The sequence below is a fragment of the Amycolatopsis sp. NPDC001319 genome (assembly GCF_042896185.1).
Lineage (GTDB): Bacteria > Actinomycetota > Actinomycetes > Mycobacteriales > Pseudonocardiaceae > Amycolatopsis.
The window spans coordinates 1,054,286-1,073,320 of the sequence record NZ_JBIAWY010000002.1 but is presented as its reverse complement, the minus strand read 5'-3'; the positions used below and the strand labels follow the sequence as shown (position 1 = coordinate 1,073,320).

Sequence of the window (19,035 nt, the reverse complement as noted above, 5' to 3'; positions counted from 1 at the left end):
CGAAGGAGAACCCGATGCTGAAGACGGACTTCATCCCCGAGGCACAGCAGCTGCCGCAGGGCCGGATCACCGGGCTGCCGGCGTGGTACTTCGCGCTCGTGGGTCTGCTCGCGGCGAGCGGGGACCTCACCGTGCAGTTCCAGGACCGGTACCCGTGGGTGGCGCTGCTGCCGCTCGTCGTGGTGGCGGTCCACCTGGTGCTGTGGTCCACGATGCTGGCGCGGCGCCGGCAGCTGCTGCGCGCGGTGTGGCGCCGCAAGCAGGCGATGGGCTTGGTGGCGACGCTGTTCGTGGCGCGGCTGCTGGTGCAGCTCGCCCTGACGCGGCTGACCGACAGCGTCGCGCCGCTGCACAGCTACACCCACCTGATCCTCGGCCTGGTCATGCTCGTGGTGACGACCGTGGGGGCCTGGTTCGACCAGTGGCTGGTGCTGCGCGTGGTGAACAAGGACCGCGCGTGAACCGTCAGCGGCGGCGCTTCGCGTCCCGGATCACGCGCTGGGCGGCGAGCCGGCCGGACGTCGCGTTGGTGCCGGCGCCCGGCCAGGTCGCCGCGCCCGTGAGGTAGAGGCCGTCGACGGCGGTGCGGTAGCCGTGGTGGCCCCAGCCGAGCGGGCGGAACAGGAAGTTCTGCGGCAGGTGGTGGCTGCCGCCGGCGCTGTCGCCGCCGACGAGGTTCGGGTTGGCGGCTTCCAGGTCCTGGGGCGTGTGCACGGCGTACCTCGCGATCCGGGCCGACGCGCCCGGTGCGTACCGCTCGAGCTTCGCGAGCACGCGTTCGGCCATCGGCTCGGCCGCTTCGGGCCAGGTCGTCACGCTGATCGTGCCGGCCGCGTCGCCGCGGATCATCGACGGCACGGTGCGGACCTGCAGCCACGCGACGTGCTTTCCGGCCGGCGCCCGCGTCGGGTCGACGGCCGTGGTCTGGCCGACGACCAGCAGCGGGTCGGCAGGCAGGAGGCCGGCCTGGGCCTCGGTGTAGGTCCGGGCGAGGTCGTCGACGTAGGGCGCGGCGTGGACGTAACCGAACTCGGCGAGGTCTTCGCCGGCGGCCCAGGGGAGAGGGCCGTCGAGGGCGAGGTGGAGCATGAGCGTGGCGGGGCCGTAGGTGAAGTTCCCCGCCTTGTGCCGGAGGTCTTCGGGGACGTCGTCGAGCAGCTTCCCGTACAACGCCCGTGGCCCCACGTTGGCCACGACCGCGCGCCGTGCCCGCAACCGCGTGCCGTCCGCCGTCCGCACGCCGACGGCCCGGCCGTTCTCGCGCAGCACCCCGTCGACTTCGAGTCCTGTGTGGACTTCGCCGCCGTGCTCGACCAGCAGCGCGGCGAGCGCTTCCGGGAGCCGCCGCGCTCCGCCTTCGACGACGGACATGCCGTTGTCGAGGTCGGCGAACAGCTCCAGCAGCGGGAACATCGCGCCCCCGCTCACGTCCGGCGCGAAGTCGAGGTGCAGGCCCCAGCACGCGGCCATCGCCTGGGCTTCGCGGGTCGCGAACCAGGTTTCGCCGAGTTCGCGGGTGCTCATCAGCAGTGTCCGGGCCAGGTCGAGCGCACCGCTGACCCCTTGCTTGCGGACCAGCCGCGCGATCTCCAGGACGGCGGCTTTCGACGGCAGCGCCGAGCCGTAGAGCGCGAACAGGTGCGGCGCGAACCGCTGGTACACCGCGTACAGGCGCGCGAACCCGTCGGCGTCCGCCGGCGAATGCGCGGCGAGGCGTTCGAGCGTCGTCGCGTGGTCGTGGTGGACGCGCAGGCTCCGCCCGCCGGGGAAGACGTTGGCGTAGGGCCGGCGCGTGACCCGGAACTTCAGGCCGAGCCGCGTGAGGTCGGCGCCGAAGTCGGCGTACGCGGCGGAACCGAGGAACAGGTTCTGGTTCGTCGAGTACAGGTCGTGCTCGAACCCCGGCAGCGTCACCTCCCCGCTAGCGATCGCCCCGCCCACGCTGCCGTTGCGCTCCACGACGGCCACGGACCACCCGGCCTTCGCGAGGTACAGCGCCGCGACGAGTCCGTTGTGCCCACCGCCGATGACGATCGCGTCGTAGGTGCTCAACGGTCCGGCTCCGTTCCGAAGACCTCCGCGGTGTGCTCCCCGACCGACGGCGCGGGGCTCGGGTCGGCACGCGTGCCGTCGACGACGAGGGGGGACTTCGGTGCCAGGTGCGGGCCGACGCCAGGCTGGTCGAGGGGCGCGAAGAGATCGTCGTCCGCCAGCGCCGGGTCGCGGCCGATCTCGGCGAAGGTGCGGTAGCGCTGCCACAGGACGCGGTGGGCGTCGAGGGCCTTGGCGGCGTCGGCGTACGGCGTGGTGGCGAACCAGCGGGCGAGCAGCGCCGAGATCAGGTCGCGGTGTTCGAAGCGGGCCGCTTCGCCGGAGAAGTCGATCGCGAGGGACTCGCTCAGCGCGGCAAAGGCGGCGGTGAGGCCCGTGGCGGCCAGCAGCTTCGACCAGTGGCGTTCGGTCAGGACGACGACCACGACCGCCACCCCGTCGGCCGTGGTGAAGTCACGGCCGTAGGTGCCGTGGATGTCGTTGCCGGACTTGGTGCGCTCGTGGTCGGTGACCTGGGCTTCGGCGAGGTAGCCGAGGTTGCCCGCGGTGGCGAGGGCGACGTCCTCCAGCGCGACGCGCAACGACGCGCCCCGGCCGGTCCGCAGGCGGCGGCGCTCGGCGGCGATCAGGCCCGTCGCGAGGTACAGGCCGGCGGCGAGGTCCCACGCGGGCAGGACGTGGTTCACCGGCCCGGGCACGTCGGCCGGGCCGGTGACGAGCGGGAACCCCGTGGCCGCCTGGACGGTGTAGTCCACGGCGGCGCCGCCGTCGGAGCGGCCTTCCAGCAGCGCGTGGATCACGTCGGGACGCCGGGCGGACAGCGCGGTGTGCGTGAGCTCGGGATGCCGGTCGGTGTTGGTGACGACCACGCACGGTCCACCGTGGACGATCAGCTCGGCCAGCCGCTGCCGGTCCACTTCGGACGCGAAGTCCACCGTGATCGCGCGTTTTCCCTTGTTGAGCCCGGTCCAGTACAGGCTCGTGCCCGAGCCGGCCAGCGGCCAGCGCGTGCGGTCGGGCGCGCCGCCCGGCGGCTCGACGCGCACGACGTCGGCGCCCAGCTGGGCCAGGGTCATGCCGCACAGGGGAGTGGCGACGTAGCTGGAGATCTCGACCACCCGCAGTCCGTCGAGCAGCGCCTCAGGCATCCGCACCGCCCCGGCCGGTGAAGTCGGGCTTGCGGCGTTCCCGGTGCGACGCCAGGCCTTCGCGCACCTCCGGCCCGGCGAACCCGTAGAACTCCAGCGCCAGCGAGGAGTCGAAGATCGCGCCCGCGATCTGCCGGTACCACGCGTTGAGGCTCTGCTTCGTCCACCGGATCGCGTTCGGCGCGCCGAGGGCCAGCTCCCGGGCCAGGTCGCGCGCGGTCGGCAGCAGCTCCGCCTCTTCGTCCACGCACAGCGAAACGAGGCCGATCCGCTCGGCCTCCTCGCCGGTCATCGGCCGGCAGGTCATCAGGTAGTACTTGGCTTTCGCCATCCCGCACAGCAGCGGCCAGCAGATCGCCGCGTGGTCGCCGGCCGCGACGCCGAGCCGCGTGTGCCCGTCGACGATCTTCGCGGTCTTGGCGACCACCGACACGTCCGCGAGCACGCCGGCCACCAGGCCCGCGCCGACGGCCGGGCCGTGGATCGCCGAGACGATCGGCTTCGAGCAGTCGATGATGTTGTAGACGAGGTCCCGCGCCTCCCGCATCGTGCGCGAGCGGGCCTCGAAGTCGGTGGTCAGTTTCTCGACCAGGTCGAACGAGCCGCCGGCCGAGAACCCCTTGCCCTCGCCGCGCAGCAGCACCGCGTTCACCGCGGGATCGCGGTCGAACTCGCGCCAGATCTCGGCCAGGTCGCCGTGTGCGGCTTCGCTCACGGCGTTGAGGTTCGGCCCGTCCAGCACCAGCTCGACCACGCCGTCCTCGTCCGGCCCGTCGACCCTCAGGTGCTCGAAACGCGCGTACCGGCTCATGCCGCTCCCTCCGCTCGTGGGTGATCAGGGCTCAGTCTGCACCGTCGGCGCCCAGGAGCTCGGCCACGACGGCCGCGGTCGCGCGCAACACCGCCTTCCGGTGGCGCTTGAGCCGGGCGGCCGACGCATGGCCGCCGGGGGAGCGGATCTCCGGCGGGGTGAGGTTCCAGGACTGCGCGAGCGCGAGGGTGAGCATGAGGACGTCGATACCCTCCTCCTCGTCGACGCCGTGCTCGGCGGAGATCTCCGCGGCCTTGTCGACGTGGGCACGCACCTCCGCGGCCGACGCGTCGGGGCGCTCCAGCGCCTTCCACTGCATGAGCCGCATCACCGCCGGCTCGGCGACGAGGTAGTCGAACAAGGCGCCGACGTAGCCGGGCAGGTCGTCGGGCGTGAAGGGGACCAGGTCGGCGAGCACGCCCAGCCGGGCGTCGAGAACGGCGTCGAAGAGGGCGTTCTTGGAGCCGTAGTACGCGTAGATGGCCTGCTTGTTGGCCGAGGCGGCGGCTGCGATGCGGTCGACCCGGGCACCGGCGAGGCCGCGCTTGACGAACTCGTCGTGGGCCGCCTCCAGCAGGCGGGCGCGGGTGGCGTCCGAGTCGTACGTCATGGGGCCAGCGTAATAAACCAACTGGCTGGTTGACAATCGGCCGCGACCGTGGCTAGGTTTTAAACCATCCAGTTGGTTTAGTCTTGAACGCAGATTAAACCAACCAGTTGGAACTATCGAGGGGTACGCCATGGTCACCTGGTTCGTCACGGGCGCGTCGAGCGGCATCGGCCGGGCGGTCACCGAGCAGCTGCTGGCACGGGGACACCGCGTGGCCGCCACGGCGCGCCGGCCGGAGACGCTGGCCGGCCTGGGGCCCGCGGATCTGCTGTGGACCGCGCGGCTGGACGTGACCGACACGGTGCGGCTGCGGGCCGTGGTCGAGCAGGCGTTCGCGGAGCTCGGGCGCATCGACGTGGTCTTCTCCAACGCCGGCGCCGCGGCGTTCGGCGCGGCCGAGGAGCTGTCGGACGAGGTGATCGAGCGGCAGCTCGCGCTCAACACCCTCGCACCGATCCAGCTGTTCCGCGCCGTGCTGCCGCATCTGCGCGCGCAGGGTGGCGGGCGGTTCGTCCAGACGTCCACGATGGGCGCCCACCTCTCCAGTCCCGGCGGCAGCCTGTACCACGCGTCGAAGTGGGGGGTGGAGGGCTTCCTGGAGTCCGTGATCGGCGAGGTGGCGCCGTTCGGCGTCGGCATCACGATGGTGGAGCCCGGCACCGTCCGCACCGGCTTCGGCGCGGCGATGACCGTCGCCGAACCGCTCGACGGCTACGCGAGCACGCCCGTCGGGCAGATCCGCCGGTACCTCGAAGGCGCCGGCAACCTCACCGGCGACGCCCCGGGCGACCCGGCCCGGGTCGCGAAGGCCGTGATCGACTCCGCCGACGTCACCCCGGCCCCGCGTCGCCTCGCCCTCGGCAGCGACGCCTTCGAAGCGATCCGCGCCGCGCTGACCACGCGCCTCGCCGAGCTGGAAGCGGGCGAGAAAGTGGCCCGCAGCACCGATTTCCCCCGTTGAGAGCCCGGCACGAGGGTGCCGGGAAGAGCGAAGAGAGCCGAAAATGACTGACACCGCACTGCCGTTCACCGCTTCGTCCACGGCCGCCGAGGTGCTCGACGGCGTCGACCTCACCGGCCGCCGCGCCGTAGTCACCGGGGGCGCGTCCGGCATCGGGCTCGTCACGGCGCGAGCCCTGGCGGCGGCCGGTGCCGACGTGACCGTCGCCGTCCGCGACCCCCAGGCTGTCGAAGACCTGCCCGCCGTACGGCTCGACCTGGCCGACCGCGCGAGCATCGCCGCGTTCACCGCCGCGTGGGACGGGCCGCTGCACATCCTCGTCAACAACGCCGGGGTCATGGCGCTGCCCGAGCTCACCCGCACCGCCAACGGGTGGGAGCGCCAGTTCACCGTGAACCACCTCGGCCCGGCCGCGCTGACCCTCGGCCTGCACGACGCTCTCGCCCGGGCCGGCGGTGCCCGCGTGGTCAACGTCGCGTCCTCGGCCCACCTCATGTCCCCGGTGGACTTCGCCGACCCGCACTTCGAGCGCACGCCCTACGAAGCGTGGACCGCTTACGCCCGCTCGAAGACGGCGATGATCCTGTTCACCGTCGCGCTCGCCGAACGCTGGGCAGCCGACGGCATCACCGTCAACGCGCTGCACCCGGGCGGAATCATGACCAACCTGCAGCGCCACCTCGACGAAGCCCAGCTCGGCTTCGTCGGCGCCACCGACGACCAGGGCCACGTCCTCGCCGTCCCGCCGGGCTGGAAGACCCCCGAGCAGGGTGCGTCGACGTCGGTGCTGCTCGCGGGTTCGCCGCTCGTCGCCGGGATCACCGGCCGGTACTTCGAGGACAACGCCGTCGCGCCGGTGCAGCCGAACCCGGTGCCGGGCGCCAGCGGCGTCGCGCCGTACGCGATCGACCCGGCCCTGGCGGCGCGCTTGTGGGACGAAACGGTGCGAATGCTCGGCTGACCGAACTGACCACAGTGGACTGTGCGGGCTAGCGAGCGGCTCCCCGGACGCCGAGCTCCTTCAGGAACAGGTCGTGGAAGCTGAGCCCGAGCACCTGGCGCACGTCGGGCTCGGCCCAGCCGCGGCGCTGCAGCTCGGCGGTGATGCGGGGGAGTCCGGCGGGGCCTTCGAGCCCGGGCACGAACTCGCGGGCCGTGCGGTCGTCCCAGGAGCGCTCGTCGGCGCGGCGGAGGCTGTCGGAGACCTCCTTGATGAAGTCGGGGCCGAGGCCGACGTGGGCGACGCCGACGACGTCCGCGGCGTGCTCGATGTGGTCGGCGACGCGGGCGACGGTGTGCTCGCGCTCGTCGACGAACTGGGCCAGCACGTTGATCCCGACGACGCCACCGGCGCCGGCGATCGCGCGCAGGCGGGCGTCGGTGAGGTTGCGGTGGTGGGCGCGCACCGCGAAGGCCGAGGAGTGCGACGCGACGAGCGGCCGGGTGGCGAGCTCCAGCAGGTGGTCGGTGGACGTGGCGCCGAGGTGGGAGACGTCGAGCATGATGCCCAGCTCCTCGCACACCGCCACGGCGTCCACGCCCGCGCCCGTGAGGCGGCCGCCTGTGTCGTCCTCCGCCGAGCCGTCGGCGAGCATCGTGCGCCCGAAGTGCGTGAACGACACCATCCGCACGCCGAGCCGGTGCAACGTCTCGAACAGGCCGACGTCGAGGCCGACGGCTTCGCAGCCTTCCAGTGCCAGGACCAGCGCGATCCGGCCGCCGGCGAGGGTTTCGCGGATGTCGTCGCCGGTGAGGCACATCCGCACGGCGTCGCGGTTGCCGGCTTCGGCGCGCCACGCGGTCTCGATCATCCGCAGCGTCTGGCGCAGCGCGCCTTCGGGGCGGAACTCGGGTTCGAGGAACACCGGCAGCACCTGGAGGTCGACGCCGCCGGCGCGCAGCTGCGGCAGCCAGACGCGACGGAAGTACTCGGCCTGCCGCCCGGCGGGGTGGCGCGAGCAGAGCATCAGCAGGTCGTTGTGCGCGTCCGCGACGACGGCGTCGTGGTGCAGGGCGGCTGCTTCGGTCATGACAGGCACTCCCTCGACGGTCCACAGTGGAATCGCCGGCGAGTCTAGGCGGGCGGTGGCTGTGCCGTCACGTGGTGCTGCTCTGACAGCACGGCCATCACGACGCGCGGCTCATGATGGCGCTGAGCCGGCGTGCGGCGACCTTGGTCGTCGCGCTGAGCTCGGCGAGGCGGTCCAGCGCGCGGCTCGTCGGGGCGGACACGTTGAGCGACGCGATGATCCGCCCGGTCGCGTCCCGCACCGGCGCGCCGACCGACAGCAGCCCGCCCTCCAGCTCGTCGATCGCCACGGTGCAGCTCTCCTGGCGCTCGTGGTGCAGCCGTTCGAGCACCTCGGAGACGCTGCGCAGCGCGCGCGGGCCGAACTCGCCCGGCGGCGTGCGCGCGAGCAGCGCGCGGATGTCGTCGTCCTCGTGGTCGAGGATCAGCGCGCGGCCCGACGCGGTCACGTGCAGCGGAGAGGTGCGCCCGACCCAGCCGCCGGCCTGCACGGTGTGCGGCGACCGCTCGCGCAGGATCGTGAACGACTGGTCGCCCTGCAGGATCGACAGCAGCGCGCTTTCGCCCGTCTCGGCCACCACCGCGCGCAGCACGGCCGTGCCGCTGCCGAGCAGGCGCTGGTCGCCGGCGCGCGCCGCGAGCACGTGCAGCTGCCAGCCGAGCCGGTAACCCCGCGTCTCGGGGTTCTGCTCCACGAGCCCGTGGGCGGCCAGCGCCTTGAGCATCCGCGAGATCTGGCTGCGCTCCCGGCCCACGCGGCGGGCGATCTCGGCCCCGGACAGCTCGGGGTGACGCTCGTCCTCGCCGAGGGTGCGGAGCACGGCGGCCACGCGGCCGACGGTCGAGGTGTCGGAGTTTTCGGCCATGCCCCGACGGTAGTGGTGCTGTGAGCACTACACAAGTAGCCAACAGAGCACACTGAGACGATTCAGAGTGCTCTCGCGGCAACACCGATGGCCTCGGACGGGCCGCGGATCGCAGACTCCCCGGCCATGTCCATCACCGCCCCGTCCGGGGCCGCACTGTTCGGCGAGCAGACCCGCAAGGCGCTCGCCCACCTCCCGGCCCACGGCCGGCACCTGGCCGACGTGCCGGCGTTCCTCACCGCGTACGCCCAGGTCAAGGCCGCCGCCGCGCGCGCCAACGCGGAGCTGGGGGTGCTCGACGCCGCGCGCGCCGACGCCATCGCACACGCCGCGGACGAGGTCGGCGTGGGGCACCACCGCGACCAGTTTCCGCTCACGCTCGTACAGGGCGGCGGCGGGACGTCGACCAACATGAACGTGAACGAGGTCCTCGCCGCCCGCGCCGAGCAGCTGCTGCGCGAGTCGGGGGAGCCGCTTTCGGTGCACCCCAACGACCACGTCAACCGCTCGCAGTCCACGAACGACACCTACCCCACCGCGATGGCGCTCGCCCTGACCGAGCTGGCCGAACCCGTCACGACGGCACTCGGCCGGCTCGCCGATGCGTTCGACGCGCTGGCCGCCGACCAGGGCGCGCTGGTGCGCTTGGGCCGCACCTGCCTGCAGGACGCGGTCGTGCTCACCGTCGCCCAGACCCACCGCGGCCACGCCCACGCGATCCGCCGCACGCGTGACGCCGTGGCCCAAGCAGTGGCTGCCCTGGCGGAAGTCCCCCTCGGCGCCACGGCCGTCGGCACCGGTATCGGCAGCCCCGCCGGCTACGCGGAGCTGGCCGTGCGCCACCTCGCCGACCTGTCCGGACGCTCCCTGAAACCGGCCGAGGACTACTTCGACGCCCTGGCCCACCTCGACGCCTACGCCACCGTCGCCGCCGCGCTCGTCCGCGCGTCCGGCGTGCTCGGCAAGATCGCCCGCGATCTGCGGCTGCTCTCGTCCGGCCCGGTCGGCGGCTTCGGCGAGGTGCGGCTGCCGGAGCTGCAGGCGGGCTCGTCGATCATGCCGGGCAAGGTCAACCCCGTCGTGCCGGAACTGGTGCTGCAGCTCGGTTTCCGCGTCCGCGGGGCCGCCGCGACCGTCGACGCGGCCGCCGACGCCGGCGAGCTCGAGCTGAACGTGATGGAACCGGTGGTCCTCGACGCGCTCGTCGGCGCGTTCGAGGACCTCGCCGCCGCGGCCACGATCTTCCGCGAGAAGTGCGTGGCCCGGCTGCAGTGGGACGAGGAAGCCGTGGCGCGCAACGCCGCCGGCGCACTCGACGAGTACGTGACCCTCGCGACCACGGCGGGCTATCGCACCGCCGTCGGCGCGGCCACCTCCGCCTCCGCAGGAGAGTCCTCATGAAACCGATGGCACGCACCGAATCCGGCGCCACCGAGCCGGCTCCAGTGGCGAGAATGAGCGCGAAGACCACCTTCGCGTTGTCGGTCGGCACCTTCGTGGAGTGGTTCGACTTCGCGCTCTACGGGTTCTCGACCGCGATCATCGCCACCCAGTTCTTCCCGGGCACCAACCCGACCGCGGCGCTGCTCGGCACGCTGGCGATCTACGGCGTGTCCTTCTTCGCCCGCCCGGTCGGCGGCGTGGTGATGGGCCGCATCGGCGACCGCCACGGCCGCCGCACCGCGCTCGCCGTCTCCCTGGTCCTGATGGGACTGTCCACCGCGCTCATCGGCGTGATCCCGCCGTACGCGACGATCGGCTTCGCCGCGCCGCTGCTGCTCACGCTCTGCCGTCTCGTGCAGGGCTTCGCGGCGGCGAGCGAGCTGACCGGCGCCGCGACCTACGCCGCCGAGTCCGCACCGGCCGGGAAACGCGGCCTGTACGTGAACATCGTGCTGTGCTTCGGCAGCGTCGGCACGGCCATCGCGACCCTGGTGGTGCTGCTGTTCCGCCTGAACGAGGACTTCTACGCCTCCGGCGGCTGGCGCTGGCCGTTCGTCGCGGGCGGGGTGCTCGCGTGCGGCGGGATCTACCTGCGGCTGCGCCTGGCCGAAACCGGCGTGCACCTGCGGACGCGGGAGAAGGCGGCCGTCTCGTTCCGGGAGACGCTGCGCCGCCACGGCCGCACGATCGGCGTGCTGATCGTCTTCTACGCACTCGTCGGCATCGGCTTCCACACCCTGCTCGGCTACATGCCCACGTACATGACCAAGGTCGCGGGCCTGTCCTCGACCACGGCCCTGTGGATCAGCCTCTTCGCGTTCGTCACGTTCGCCGTGTCCTGCGTCGGGTTCGGCGCCCTCACCGACCGGGTGGGCCGCAAGCCGGTGATGATCACCGCGGCCGTCGCGATCCCCGTCCTCACCGTGCCGGCCTACCTGCTGATCGCGGGCGGGAACCTGCCGCTGGTCTGCGTGGCGCAGGCGCTGCTGGTCATCCCGGTCGCCGGCGTGCAGGCCGCGGGCAACGTGACCAACGCCGAGGTCTTCCCGCCGGAGGTCCGCTACTCCGCCGGCTCGATCGCCTACACCTTCTCCTACGCCGTGTTCGCCGGTACCGCGCCGCTGCTCGACGCCGTGCTGCTCGACGCCGGCGGCAAGCTCCTGCCCGCCCTCTACGGCGTGCTGATCGCCGTGATCGCGCTCCCGTTCCTCGTCAAGGGCATCCCCGAAAGCCGCGGCTTCGCCATCGAAACCGGCGCCCGGCCCCTGACCGGCCAGCGAAAGGAATCCTGACCCGTGGCACCCACCTACCGGCTGGCCTTCGACATCGGCGGCACGTTCACCGACTTCGCCCTGCTCGACACCGAGACGGGCGCACTCGAGATCTTCAAGTGCCTCACCACCCCGGACGACCCGTCCCGCGCCTCGCTGCACGGCTCCCGGACCTTGCTGGAACGCGCGGGCGTCGGCGCCGAGGCGCTGACCAACGTCATCCACGGGACCACCCTGGTGACCAACGCGCTGATCGAACGCAAGGGCGCCAAGGTCGCGCTGCTGACCACCGAGGGCTTCCGCGACACACTGGCGCTGCGCACCGAGCAGCGCTACGACATCTACGACCTGGCCCTGCGCTTTCCCGAACCGCTCGTGCCGCGCTACCTGCGGCGCGAGATCGGCGAACGGACCGAGCACACCGGTGAGATCGTCGCCGAAGTCCGCGAAGCCGACGTGGCCGCGGCGCTGGCGCGGATCCGGGAGGAGGACGCGAAAGACCGCCGCGGCGATCCGGGCGCGCCGGAGCTCTCGAGCGTCGCCATCTCGTTCCTGCACTCCTACCGCAACCCCGAGAACGAGCGCGCGGCGGCGGACCTGGTGCGCAAGCTCTGGCCCGAGGCCGACATCTCCGTCTCCAGCGAGGTCGCGCCCGAGATCCGCGAGTACGAACGCACCAGCACGACCGTGGCCAACGCCTACGTGCGCCCGCTGACCCGCGAATACCTGCGCGCGCTGGCCACGGCGTTCGCCGAGACCGGCTACCGCGGCCGGCTCTACCTGATGCTGTCCTCGGGCGGGATCGCGACGGTGGAGACCGTGTCCGAGCTGCCCGTGCGGCTCATCGAGTCCGGGCCGGCGGGCGGCGCGATCGGCGCGGCGCACTACGGCGGCCTGTGCGGCGAGCGCGACCTCATCGCGTTCGACATGGGCGGCACCACCGCGAAGATCTGCCTCATCGAGGACGGCCGGCCCGCGATCTCGCACCAGCTGGAAGTCGCGCGGGTGCACCGCTTCAAGAAGGGCTCCGGTCTGCCGATCCAGTTCCCGTCCGTGGAGATGCTGGAGATCGGCGCCGGCGGTGGCAGCATCGCGTGGATCGACGAGCTCGGCCTGCTCAAGGTCGGTCCCCAGTCGGCGGGCGCCGCGCCCGGCCCCGCCTGCTACGGCCTCGGCGGCACTCTGCCGACGGTCACCGACGCCGCCCTCGTGCTCGACTACCTCGACCCCGCGAGCTTCCTCGGCGGCGAGATGACCCTCGACCGGGCGGCCGCCGAACGCGCGATCGACGAGCACGTCGCCGCGCCGCTCGGCGTCTCCCGCACGGAGGCGGCGTGGGGCATCCACCAGCTCGTGGTGGAGAACATGGCCGCCGCGGCGAAGCTGCATATCGTCGAACGCGGGGGCGACCCGCGGTCCTACGCGCTGCTCGCGTCCGGGGGAGCGGGCCCGATCCACGCCGCGTCGGTGGCCCGGCTGCTCGGCAACGAGCGGATCCTCTACCCGCTGGCCGCCGGGGTGCTCTCGGCGATCGGGTTCCTCGTGGCGCCGGTGTCGTTCGAGTTCTCGCGCTCGCAGCCGCAGCTGCTCGACACCACCGACTGGGACGCCGTCGGCCGGCTCGTCACCGAGCTGGAGGAGCAGGGCCGCGACGTGGTCGCCGAGGCCGGGGTGGCCCGCGCGGACGTGACGCTCGAACGCCAGGTGTCGGCGCGGTTCGCCGGGCAGATCAACGAGATCTCCGTGCCGCTGCCGGCCGGTGAGCTCGACGCGTCGTGCCGCGACGAGGTCCGTACGCGGTTCCTCAAGGCCTACACCGATCTCTACGGCCACGCGCACGACGACATCCCCGTGGAGGTCATGACGTGGCGCGTGGTGGCGAGCGGCCGGCTCGCCGAGGTCGCAGTCGAACGGCGCAGCGCCGGTGCCGGCGAGGACCCGGTGCCGAAGCACACTCGCCCGGCGTACTGGATCGAGCTCGGTTCCTTTGTGGACACCCCCGTGTACGACCGGTACACGCTGGTGCCGGGGATGACCGTGGCGGGTCCGGCGCTGGTCGAGGAACGCGAGTCCACGGTGCTCGTCGCGCCCGGCAGCACGGCCGTGGTCGACGAGTACCGCAACCTGGTGGTCACCCGAACGGAGGCGCAGCCGTGAACCGATCCGTCTTCGACGACCCGATCACGCTCGAAGTGGTGTGGGGCCGGCTCGTGACGCTGGCCGACGAGATGCAGACGGTGCTGCGGCGCACCGCGTTCAGCACCGTCGTGTCCACCGGCAACGACCTCGGCTGCGAGATCATGGACGCCCGCGCCTGGTCCGTCGCCCACGCCGTGACCAGCAACCCGACGTTCAACCTCACCCTGCCGCACCTCACCGCGGCGCTGCTGGAGACGTTCCCCGCCGAAACGCTGCGCGAGGGCGACGTGCTGTTCACCAACGACCCGTGGATCGGCGCCGGGCACCTGCCGGACGTGGCCGTCGTGACGCCGTTCTTCAAGCGCGGCCGTGTGGTCGGGTTCGCGGGGTCCATCGCGCACGTGAGCGACATCGGCGGCCTGCTCAACCAGTCCGAGGCCCGCAGCGTCTACGAGGAGGGCGTGTACTTCCCGCCGCTGAAGCTGTACGACGCGGGTGTGCGCAACGAAGCGGTGTTCTCCACGCTGCGGGGGAGTGTGCGCACGCCGGAGCTGGTGATCGGCGACATCAACGCGATCGTGACCGCGAACTCCGTGGCCGCAGCCCACACCGTCGACCTGCTCGACGAGTACGGCCTCGACGACCTGCAGCAGCTGTCCGACGCCGTGCAGTCCCGCGCGGAGAAGGCGATGCGCGCGACCATCGAGTCCATTCCGGACGGCACCTACCCGTTCGAGCTGACGTTCGACGAGCTGGACGGCGAGCTGACGCTCGGGGTCGAGCTGGCCGTGTCCGGGAGTGACCTGCTGGTCGACTACGTGCGCGTGCCGCCGCAGCACCCCCACGGCGGGATCAACTCGACGCTGACGTTCACGACCGCGCGCACCACGTACGCGCTGAACTGCCTGCTGACCCCGCAGATCCCGAGCAACCAGGGCCTGTTCCGCCCGGTGCGGGTGCAGGCGCCGTCCGGCTCGGTGCTCAACCCCGTGCACCCGGCGTCGGTGAACGACCGGACCAAGGTCGGCTGGCACGTCATCCCGCTGGTGCAGGGCGGCGCTCGCGGGCGTGCTGCCCGAGCGGATCCCGGCGGCGGGCGGGTTCAAGAGCAGCCTGCGGCTCATCGGCACCGGTGCGCACGACGTCGCCGTCAGCTCGCTCGCCTTCACCGGCGGCGGCTTGGGCGCGGGCCACGGCGGCGACGGGGTCGACGCGATCTGCTACCCGACGAGCTCGTCGAGCATCCCGGTCGAGATCTACGAAACCACCACCGGGGCGCGGATCGGGCGGAAGGAACTGGCACCGGGGACGGCCGGCGCGGGCCGGTTCCGGGGCGAGCACGGGCAGGTGGTCACGCTGCGGCCGCCGCGGGCGGGCAGCGGGCTCACCCTCGCGGCCGGGTGTCACCAGCAGAGCCACCCGCCGTTCGGCCTCGCGGGCGGCCTCGCGGCCCAGCCGCCGGTGCACCCACGGTCACCCTCCGCACAGCCGGCGGCGGTGGGCACGGGTCCCCTGTGGACCGTCCGGTCGAGGCGGTGCTGCGCGACGTGCGGGACGAGCTGCTCTCCGTGGAGGAGGCACTCGACGTGTACGGCGTGACGGTGGACCTGGAAGCGCTGACCGCGACCCGGCGCACGAGCCCGTGCGGGAGCGAGATTCCCTGACGGAGTAACGGGAATTCCCGCACCGGCCGATGTGGACGGTGCGGGAATCCCGCGTTCTCCGGGCAGGTGGAAGGGCGTCGCCGACCTCGTGGACCGGCGACGCCCGGTCGGCGCGGCTTGGCTGGGACCGCGAGCCGCGCCTGAAATTCGACTACCCCTTCCGCCGCCGGTGAAACTTTGGCGTGCGCTGCCGTCTTCGCCGGTCCTGCTTACACTCGGACAGGTGACGGAGCACTCCGGCGAGACCCGCGACGAGAAGCTCGGGCGGAACGTGAACGAGCTCCTCCAGGAGCTGCGCGTGGCCCAGGCCGGGGTGCAGATCCTCTTCGGGTTCCTGCTTTCGGTGGTGTTCACGTCCCTGTTCCGCGAGGCGAGCGGGTTCGAGAAGGGCCTGCACATGGCGGCCGTCGTGCTCGCGGTGGCGGCGACGGCGTTGCTGACCGCGCCCGCGGCCTGGCACCGGCTGCTGTTCCGGACGGGCAGCCGCGAGCACATCGTGGCCGTGGGCAACCGCGTGGTGGTCGCCGGGCTGGCGTGCCTGGCGCTGGCCATCACGGTGACGGTCGCGCTCATCGCGAAGGTCGTCTACGGCGCGGCGGCGATGTTCGGCGTGGCCGGCTTCGCCTTCTTGCTGTTCGTCGTCTTCTGGGGTGTCATGCCGCGTTCGCTCAAACGCGGGTGAGCGGCCGAACCCGATCGGTGGGGACATTTTCAATGCCGGGCCCGCTCCGGGACGCACCGGCTACGCTGGGGCGCCTGCGTTGCCACAGGAGGCGGGATGACCACTTCGGAGAGCGGGCTCGAGAACGTCGACATGAAGGTCGAGGTGCTCGTGATCCCCGTCGCGGATGTCGAGCGGGCCAAGGCGTTCTACACGGGAATCGGCTGGCGGCTCGACGAGACGCCGCCGTGGGTCGTGCAGCTGACCCCGCACGGGTCGCCGTGCTCGGTCCAGTTCGGTTCGAACCTCACGGACGCGAAACCCGGGTCGGCGAAGGGGTACGCGGTCGTCTCCGACATCGAGGCGACGCGCGCCGCGCTGGTCGCCGCCGGCGTGACCGTGAGCGAGATCTTCCACTTCGGCCCGGAGGGACCGGAGCCCGGGCTGGACCCGGATCGCACCAGCTACCGGTCGCAGGCCACGTTCGCCGATCCCGACGGGAACCAGTGGCAGCTGCAGGAGATCACCACCCGGCTGCCCGGGCGGGTCGACGCGGCGGAGACTTCGTTCGCGTCGGTGAGCGACCTGGCCGACGCGATGCGCCGCGCGTCGGTGGCGCACGGCGAGCACGAGAAACGCACCGGCGAGGCCGACGCGAACTGGCCGGACTGGTACAGCCGGTACATGGTGGCGGAGCAGGCGGGCACGGAACTGCCGCTCTGAGGGCTTGTCACGACCACGGAGGACGGATGGCGGACGTCGAGCGCGGGCGGGGTCTGGCGGGCCAGACGGTCGTCGTCATCGGGGGCAGCGCGGGGATCGGCCTGGAGACCGCGCGGCTCGCGCGGGCCGAGGGCGCACAGGTCGTGCTGACCGGGCGCAGCCCGGAGAAGCTCGGCAAGGCCGCGGCCGACGTCGGCGCGCAGGACACCGCGGCCTTCGACGCGACCGACCCGGCGGCGATGGCCGCGTTCTTCCGGGGCCTGGCCGCGGTCGACCACGTCATGATCACGGCGGGCGCGCCGCACTACGGGCCGCTGCTGGAGATGACCGCGGCCGAGATCCGCGACGCGCTGAGCGACCACCTGGTGGTCGGCCTCGAAGCCGCCCGCAACGCCGCCCCGAAGATGCCTCCGGGCGGCTCACTCGTCCTGATGGGCGGCACCGGCGGCCGGCGGGTGAACCGCGCGCTCGGCATCGTGTCCTCGGCCACCGCCGCCCTGCCTCCGTTCGCGGCGACGCTCGCCCTGGAGATCGCGCCGGTGCGCGTGAACCTGATCGCCGCGGGGTTCGTGGACACGCCACTGTCCGCGTCCCTGCTGGGAGAGGGGCTGGACGATCGGCGCGCCGAACTGCGGGCCACGTTGCCGATCGGCCGGGTCGTGACCCCGGTGGACGTCGGGGCGCTGGCGGTGCACCTGATGATCAACACGGCGCTGACGGGTGCCACGTATGACATCGATGGTGGGCAGCAGTTCGCGTTCTGAGCCGGGCGCGGTGGGCAAGGCTCAGTTCCCCCGGACGCGGATTCGGCTGCGAGTCCATTGAGGACTGTCGAGCCGTGGTGGCGAGGCCCAGGAGTTCGACGCCGTCTGGCGCGACGAGCTCGGGATCGGTGCCGATCAACCGGCCGGAAGGCAGTTCGTGAGGCTCGGCGCCGGAGCCGGTGCGGCCGCTTCGTGGGCGGCCGCCACCGTACGTCGTTGCGGCCCTGGTCGTGCCGAGCCGGACGTGCCCGTTCGGCCAGGCCGCGCCGGCTCCGCGCCGTGTCGCGCACGGGTCGAGGTCAGTCTGCCGAGGGGTGATCGGGCCACACCGAAGTGATGCTCGGGGACGGGGGAGTGGCCGAAAACGGCAGGTCAGTCGGTTTCCGGCTGCTGCCACTCGCGTCCAGCGCGCTGCGCGGCGATCCGGATCTCGTTACCCGCTTCCCAGCGGTTCTGCCCCGGCAGCTCGGCAGTGCGTGACGTGGGTTCGGCGTCCGCGTCCGGCTGTTGTCGGATCTCCTGTTCGGCCATGGTCATTGGCGCCTCCGTTCTCTAGTGCCCCACAACGATTCCGGATACCCGCCCCCGCGGCAAGCAAACGCGACTCCGCTTCACCCGGAAGGTGAGGGGTTGCGCATCCGGCCGGCACCCGATCGCCCCGGGGGCGGCAGACCGACGGCGACGCCCGGATGTCCGCCGCCCCTCGCCGATCCTGAAGTGCCCCATCCGGCCCGCACCCCTGAAGGCCAGCGGGTTCCGGCGAGCTCAGCTCAGTGGACGTCCGATGTGGACAATCACGATCAGGTGGGGCGGTGCTTCGGTGAACCGCGTTCACCGCGAGCGACCCTTCGCCTCGGATCCAGGTCGCCGCGGAAGTTCTCCGAGCCGCCCGGGTGGCCGCGGCGGGACCGGCCGTGCTCGTCCTCGAGAGGCGTGTCGCGGTCGTTCCGCTGTGCCGGCGGCGGGCGGTTGCCGCTCGAGTCCTCGTCGGCGGCGGGGTGGGCGCCGGGGGTGAGTTGTTCGTCGTCCACGGTGGCTCCCGGGGTCAGTCGTCGCCGGGCCATTCGCCGCTGGCCTTTTCGTAGCCGACGGCGCCGGCGCGTTCGGCGGCGGCCTCCACCACGCCGAAGATCGCGCCCTGCACGGCCGCGGCGATGAGGATCTCCTGCCAGCTGCGGTGCTTGTCCGTCGCGCTCGGGGCGTCGTCCTCGCCGGAGACGCGCTGCCACAGCAGCTTGAAGACCTGGCCGGCGACGAGACCGCCGAGCGCGCTGACGGCGAAGTTCAACGGTTTGTACAACGTCCTCTTCATCCCGGCCGGGTACCCCGGACCGAGCGGGACCCAACCTCGGCCTCGACCGCGTAAGCTTCGGTGACCGCGGTTCAACCAGAAGCCGTCTGCCGTCGTCCCGGCCCGTGCCGAGGACTCCGGAGACCGGCCTGGCCTGCGTCTCCGCCCGATGCGTGGAGGGAGGCCTGCCGTGGCGGAACCCCTTCGGGACGCCCCCGCGAACCCGCCGGTCGTCGTCGTGGTCGCCACCGCCGAGAACACCACCGTGGCCGTCCGCGGCGACGTCGACGCGACGATCGCCGGCCGGCTCGCCGGGCAGCTGGCCGTGGAGCTCGAACTCGGGCCCCACGTGCTGCTCATCGACCTGCGCGAGGTCACCTTCTGCTCCTCCGACGGCATCAGCACCCTCGTCCGCGCCCACGAGGCCGCCCGCGCCGCGGCGGTGCCCTACGCGATCGTCACCGCCCGGCTCGCCGTGCTGCGCCCCCTGCGGATGCTCGGGCTCGACCGCGTGCTGCAGATCCACCACGACCTGGCCGACGCGAAGGCGTGGCTGGGGATCGTTTCGCGGCTGCGCTCCTGACGGCGGAAGTCATTTCGGG

Annotated in this window: 20 protein-coding genes and 1 pseudogene; 12 read left to right on the top strand and 9 right to left on the bottom strand. The window is 72.5% G+C overall.

Annotated features, from left to right (window positions below; genetic code table 11):
- The first annotated feature begins 14 nt into the window (after nt 1–14).
- Complete coding sequence (locus ACFY1H_RS10235) at nt 15–461, top strand: hypothetical protein (protein ID WP_386945901.1); 447 nt, start codon at nt 15–17, stop codon at nt 459–461.
- Between the two features lie 4 nt (nt 462–465).
- Here ACFY1H_RS10235 and ACFY1H_RS10230 read toward each other — a convergent pair whose 3' ends face one another.
- From ACFY1H_RS10230 to ACFY1H_RS10215, 4 genes are read right to left on the bottom strand one after another with little or no spacing between them, the layout of a single operon-like run.
- Entirely contained in the window at nt 466–2,052 is a 1,587-nt protein-coding gene (locus tag ACFY1H_RS10230) for a phytoene desaturase family protein (protein WP_386945899.1), read from the bottom strand.
- Nucleotides 2,049–3,200, bottom strand: a complete 1,152-nt coding sequence (locus tag ACFY1H_RS10225; protein WP_386945897.1) for a CoA transferase — start codon at nt 3,198–3,200, stop codon at nt 2,049–2,051. The genes ACFY1H_RS10230 and ACFY1H_RS10225 overlap by 4 nt, the downstream gene beginning before the upstream one ends.
- Nucleotides 3,193–4,011 carry an enoyl-CoA hydratase/isomerase family protein gene (locus ACFY1H_RS10220; protein ID WP_364048028.1) on the bottom strand — a complete coding sequence of 273 codons (819 nt, stop codon included), beginning with the start codon at nt 4,009–4,011 and terminating at the stop codon, nt 3,193–3,195. Before ACFY1H_RS10220 ends, ACFY1H_RS10225 begins: the two co-directional genes overlap by 8 nt.
- A gap of 31 nt (nt 4,012–4,042) precedes the next feature.
- Entirely contained in the window at nt 4,043–4,621 is a 579-nt protein-coding gene (locus ACFY1H_RS10215) for a TetR family transcriptional regulator (RefSeq protein ID WP_366587069.1), read from the bottom strand.
- A gap of 130 nt (nt 4,622–4,751) precedes the next feature.
- Between ACFY1H_RS10215 and ACFY1H_RS10210 the strand changes: the two genes are divergently transcribed.
- Both ACFY1H_RS10210 and ACFY1H_RS10205 read left to right on the top strand, forming a co-directional pair.
- On the top strand, nt 4,752–5,582 hold the full coding sequence (locus ACFY1H_RS10210) for an SDR family oxidoreductase (RefSeq protein ID WP_386945894.1): 831 nt from the start codon (nt 4,752–4,754) through the stop codon (nt 5,580–5,582).
- A gap of 43 nt (nt 5,583–5,625) precedes the next feature.
- Complete coding sequence (locus tag ACFY1H_RS10205) at nt 5,626–6,543, top strand: SDR family NAD(P)-dependent oxidoreductase (protein WP_386945892.1); 918 nt, start codon at nt 5,626–5,628, stop codon at nt 6,541–6,543.
- A gap of 28 nt (nt 6,544–6,571) precedes the next feature.
- Here ACFY1H_RS10205 and ACFY1H_RS10200 read toward each other — a convergent pair whose 3' ends face one another.
- Nucleotides 6,572–7,612: a dipeptidase gene (locus tag ACFY1H_RS10200; protein ID WP_386945890.1), complete on the bottom strand. Its 1,041-nt coding sequence runs from the start codon at nt 7,610–7,612 to the stop codon at nt 6,572–6,574.
- 97 nt (nt 7,613–7,709) lie between these two features.
- On the bottom strand, nt 7,710–8,477 hold the full coding sequence (locus tag ACFY1H_RS10195) for an IclR family transcriptional regulator (protein WP_386945888.1): 768 nt from the start codon (nt 8,475–8,477) through the stop codon (nt 7,710–7,712).
- Between the two features lie 126 nt (nt 8,478–8,603).
- On the opposite strand from ACFY1H_RS10195, the gene ACFY1H_RS10190 reads away from it, so the two are divergent.
- The 8 genes and pseudogenes from ACFY1H_RS10190 to ACFY1H_RS10155 all read left to right on the top strand — a co-directional run bounded on the left by ACFY1H_RS10190 (nt 8,604) and on the right by ACFY1H_RS10155 (nt 17,142).
- Complete coding sequence (locus tag ACFY1H_RS10190) at nt 8,604–9,878, top strand: lyase family protein (RefSeq protein ID WP_386945886.1); 1,275 nt, start codon at nt 8,604–8,606, stop codon at nt 9,876–9,878.
- Nucleotides 9,879–9,931: 53 nt separating this feature from the next.
- Nucleotides 9,932–11,212 (top strand): MFS transporter, encoded by a 1,281-nt coding sequence (locus ACFY1H_RS10185; RefSeq protein WP_386945884.1) that lies wholly within the window; start codon nt 9,932–9,934, stop codon nt 11,210–11,212.
- Nucleotides 11,213–11,215: 3 nt separating this feature from the next.
- Nucleotides 11,216–13,348 carry a hydantoinase/oxoprolinase family protein gene (locus ACFY1H_RS10180; protein WP_386945882.1) on the top strand — a complete coding sequence of 711 codons (2,133 nt, stop codon included), beginning with the start codon at nt 11,216–11,218 and terminating at the stop codon, nt 13,346–13,348.
- Nucleotides 13,345–14,373 (top strand): annotated as a pseudogene (locus tag ACFY1H_RS10175) (hydantoinase B/oxoprolinase family protein); the annotation flags it as partial. The gene ACFY1H_RS10180 and the pseudogene ACFY1H_RS10175, both read left to right, overlap by 4 nt.
- Nucleotides 14,374–14,398: 25 nt before the next feature.
- Nucleotides 14,399–14,929: a hydantoinase B/oxoprolinase family protein gene (locus ACFY1H_RS10170; RefSeq protein WP_386945964.1), complete on the top strand. Its 531-nt coding sequence runs from the start codon at nt 14,399–14,401 to the stop codon at nt 14,927–14,929.
- A gap of 288 nt (nt 14,930–15,217) precedes the next feature.
- Entirely contained in the window at nt 15,218–15,676 is a 459-nt protein-coding gene (locus ACFY1H_RS10165) for a DUF6328 family protein (RefSeq protein ID WP_366587063.1), read from the top strand.
- A 96-nt stretch (nt 15,677–15,772) separates the two neighbouring features.
- Nucleotides 15,773–16,378 carry a VOC family protein gene (locus ACFY1H_RS10160; protein WP_386945880.1) on the top strand — a complete coding sequence of 202 codons (606 nt, stop codon included), beginning with the start codon at nt 15,773–15,775 and terminating at the stop codon, nt 16,376–16,378.
- 26 nt (nt 16,379–16,404) lie between these two features.
- Nucleotides 16,405–17,142, top strand: coding sequence for an SDR family oxidoreductase (locus ACFY1H_RS10155; protein ID WP_386945878.1), 738 nt, complete (start codon nt 16,405–16,407; stop codon nt 17,140–17,142).
- A 372-nt stretch (nt 17,143–17,514) separates the two neighbouring features.
- Here the strand turns inward: ACFY1H_RS10155 and ACFY1H_RS10150 are convergent, their stop codons facing one another.
- The 3 genes from ACFY1H_RS10150 to ACFY1H_RS10140 all read right to left on the bottom strand — a co-directional run bounded on the left by ACFY1H_RS10150 (nt 17,515) and on the right by ACFY1H_RS10140 (nt 18,454).
- Entirely contained in the window at nt 17,515–17,679 is a 165-nt protein-coding gene (locus tag ACFY1H_RS10150) for a hypothetical protein (RefSeq protein WP_366587056.1), read from the bottom strand.
- Nucleotides 17,680–17,942: 263 nt separating this feature from the next.
- Complete coding sequence (locus tag ACFY1H_RS10145) at nt 17,943–18,173, bottom strand: hypothetical protein (protein ID WP_366587054.1); 231 nt, start codon at nt 18,171–18,173, stop codon at nt 17,943–17,945.
- Between the two features lie 14 nt (nt 18,174–18,187).
- Entirely contained in the window at nt 18,188–18,454 is a 267-nt protein-coding gene (locus ACFY1H_RS10140; protein WP_366587052.1) for a DUF4235 domain-containing protein, read from the bottom strand.
- 169 nt (nt 18,455–18,623) lie between these two features.
- Between ACFY1H_RS10140 and ACFY1H_RS10135 the strand changes: the two genes are divergently transcribed.
- A complete protein-coding gene (locus ACFY1H_RS10135) occupies nt 18,624–19,016 on the top strand; it encodes an STAS domain-containing protein (RefSeq protein WP_386945876.1) in 393 nt (130 codons plus the stop codon).
- Nucleotides 19,017–19,035 lie beyond the last annotated feature (19 nt).

What these genes read in the sequence shown, in the direction of transcription:
- ACFY1H_RS10235 (WP_386945901.1), top strand. Translation starts at nt 15, where the DNA reads ATGCTGAAGACGGACTTCATCCCCGAGGCACAGCAGCTGCCGCAGGGC.
- ACFY1H_RS10225 (WP_386945897.1), bottom strand. Translation starts at nt 3,200, where the DNA reads ATGCCTGAGGCGCTGCTCGACGGACTGCGGGTGGTCGAGATCTCCAGC.
- ACFY1H_RS10220 (WP_364048028.1), bottom strand. Translation starts at nt 4,011, where the DNA reads ATGAGCCGGTACGCGCGTTTCGAGCACCTGAGGGTCGACGGGCCGGAC.
- ACFY1H_RS10215 (WP_366587069.1), bottom strand. Translation starts at nt 4,621, where the DNA reads ATGACGTACGACTCGGACGCCACCCGCGCCCGCCTGCTGGAGGCGGCC.
- ACFY1H_RS10210 (WP_386945894.1), top strand. Translation starts at nt 4,752, where the DNA reads ATGGTCACCTGGTTCGTCACGGGCGCGTCGAGCGGCATCGGCCGGGCG.
- ACFY1H_RS10205 (WP_386945892.1), top strand. Translation starts at nt 5,626, where the DNA reads ATGACTGACACCGCACTGCCGTTCACCGCTTCGTCCACGGCCGCCGAG.
- ACFY1H_RS10200 (WP_386945890.1), bottom strand. Translation starts at nt 7,612, where the DNA reads ATGACCGAAGCAGCCGCCCTGCACCACGACGCCGTCGTCGCGGACGCG.
- ACFY1H_RS10195 (WP_386945888.1), bottom strand. Translation starts at nt 8,477, where the DNA reads ATGGCCGAAAACTCCGACACCTCGACCGTCGGCCGCGTGGCCGCCGTG.
- ACFY1H_RS10190 (WP_386945886.1), top strand. Translation starts at nt 8,604, where the DNA reads ATGTCCATCACCGCCCCGTCCGGGGCCGCACTGTTCGGCGAGCAGACC.
- ACFY1H_RS10185 (WP_386945884.1), top strand. Translation starts at nt 9,932, where the DNA reads ATGAGCGCGAAGACCACCTTCGCGTTGTCGGTCGGCACCTTCGTGGAG.
- ACFY1H_RS10160 (WP_386945880.1), top strand. Translation starts at nt 15,773, where the DNA reads ATGACCACTTCGGAGAGCGGGCTCGAGAACGTCGACATGAAGGTCGAG.
- ACFY1H_RS10155 (WP_386945878.1), top strand. Translation starts at nt 16,405, where the DNA reads ATGGCGGACGTCGAGCGCGGGCGGGGTCTGGCGGGCCAGACGGTCGTC.
- ACFY1H_RS10150 (WP_366587056.1), bottom strand. Translation starts at nt 17,679, where the DNA reads ATGACCATGGCCGAACAGGAGATCCGACAACAGCCGGACGCGGACGCC.
- ACFY1H_RS10140 (WP_366587052.1), bottom strand. Translation starts at nt 18,454, where the DNA reads ATGAAGAGGACGTTGTACAAACCGTTGAACTTCGCCGTCAGCGCGCTC.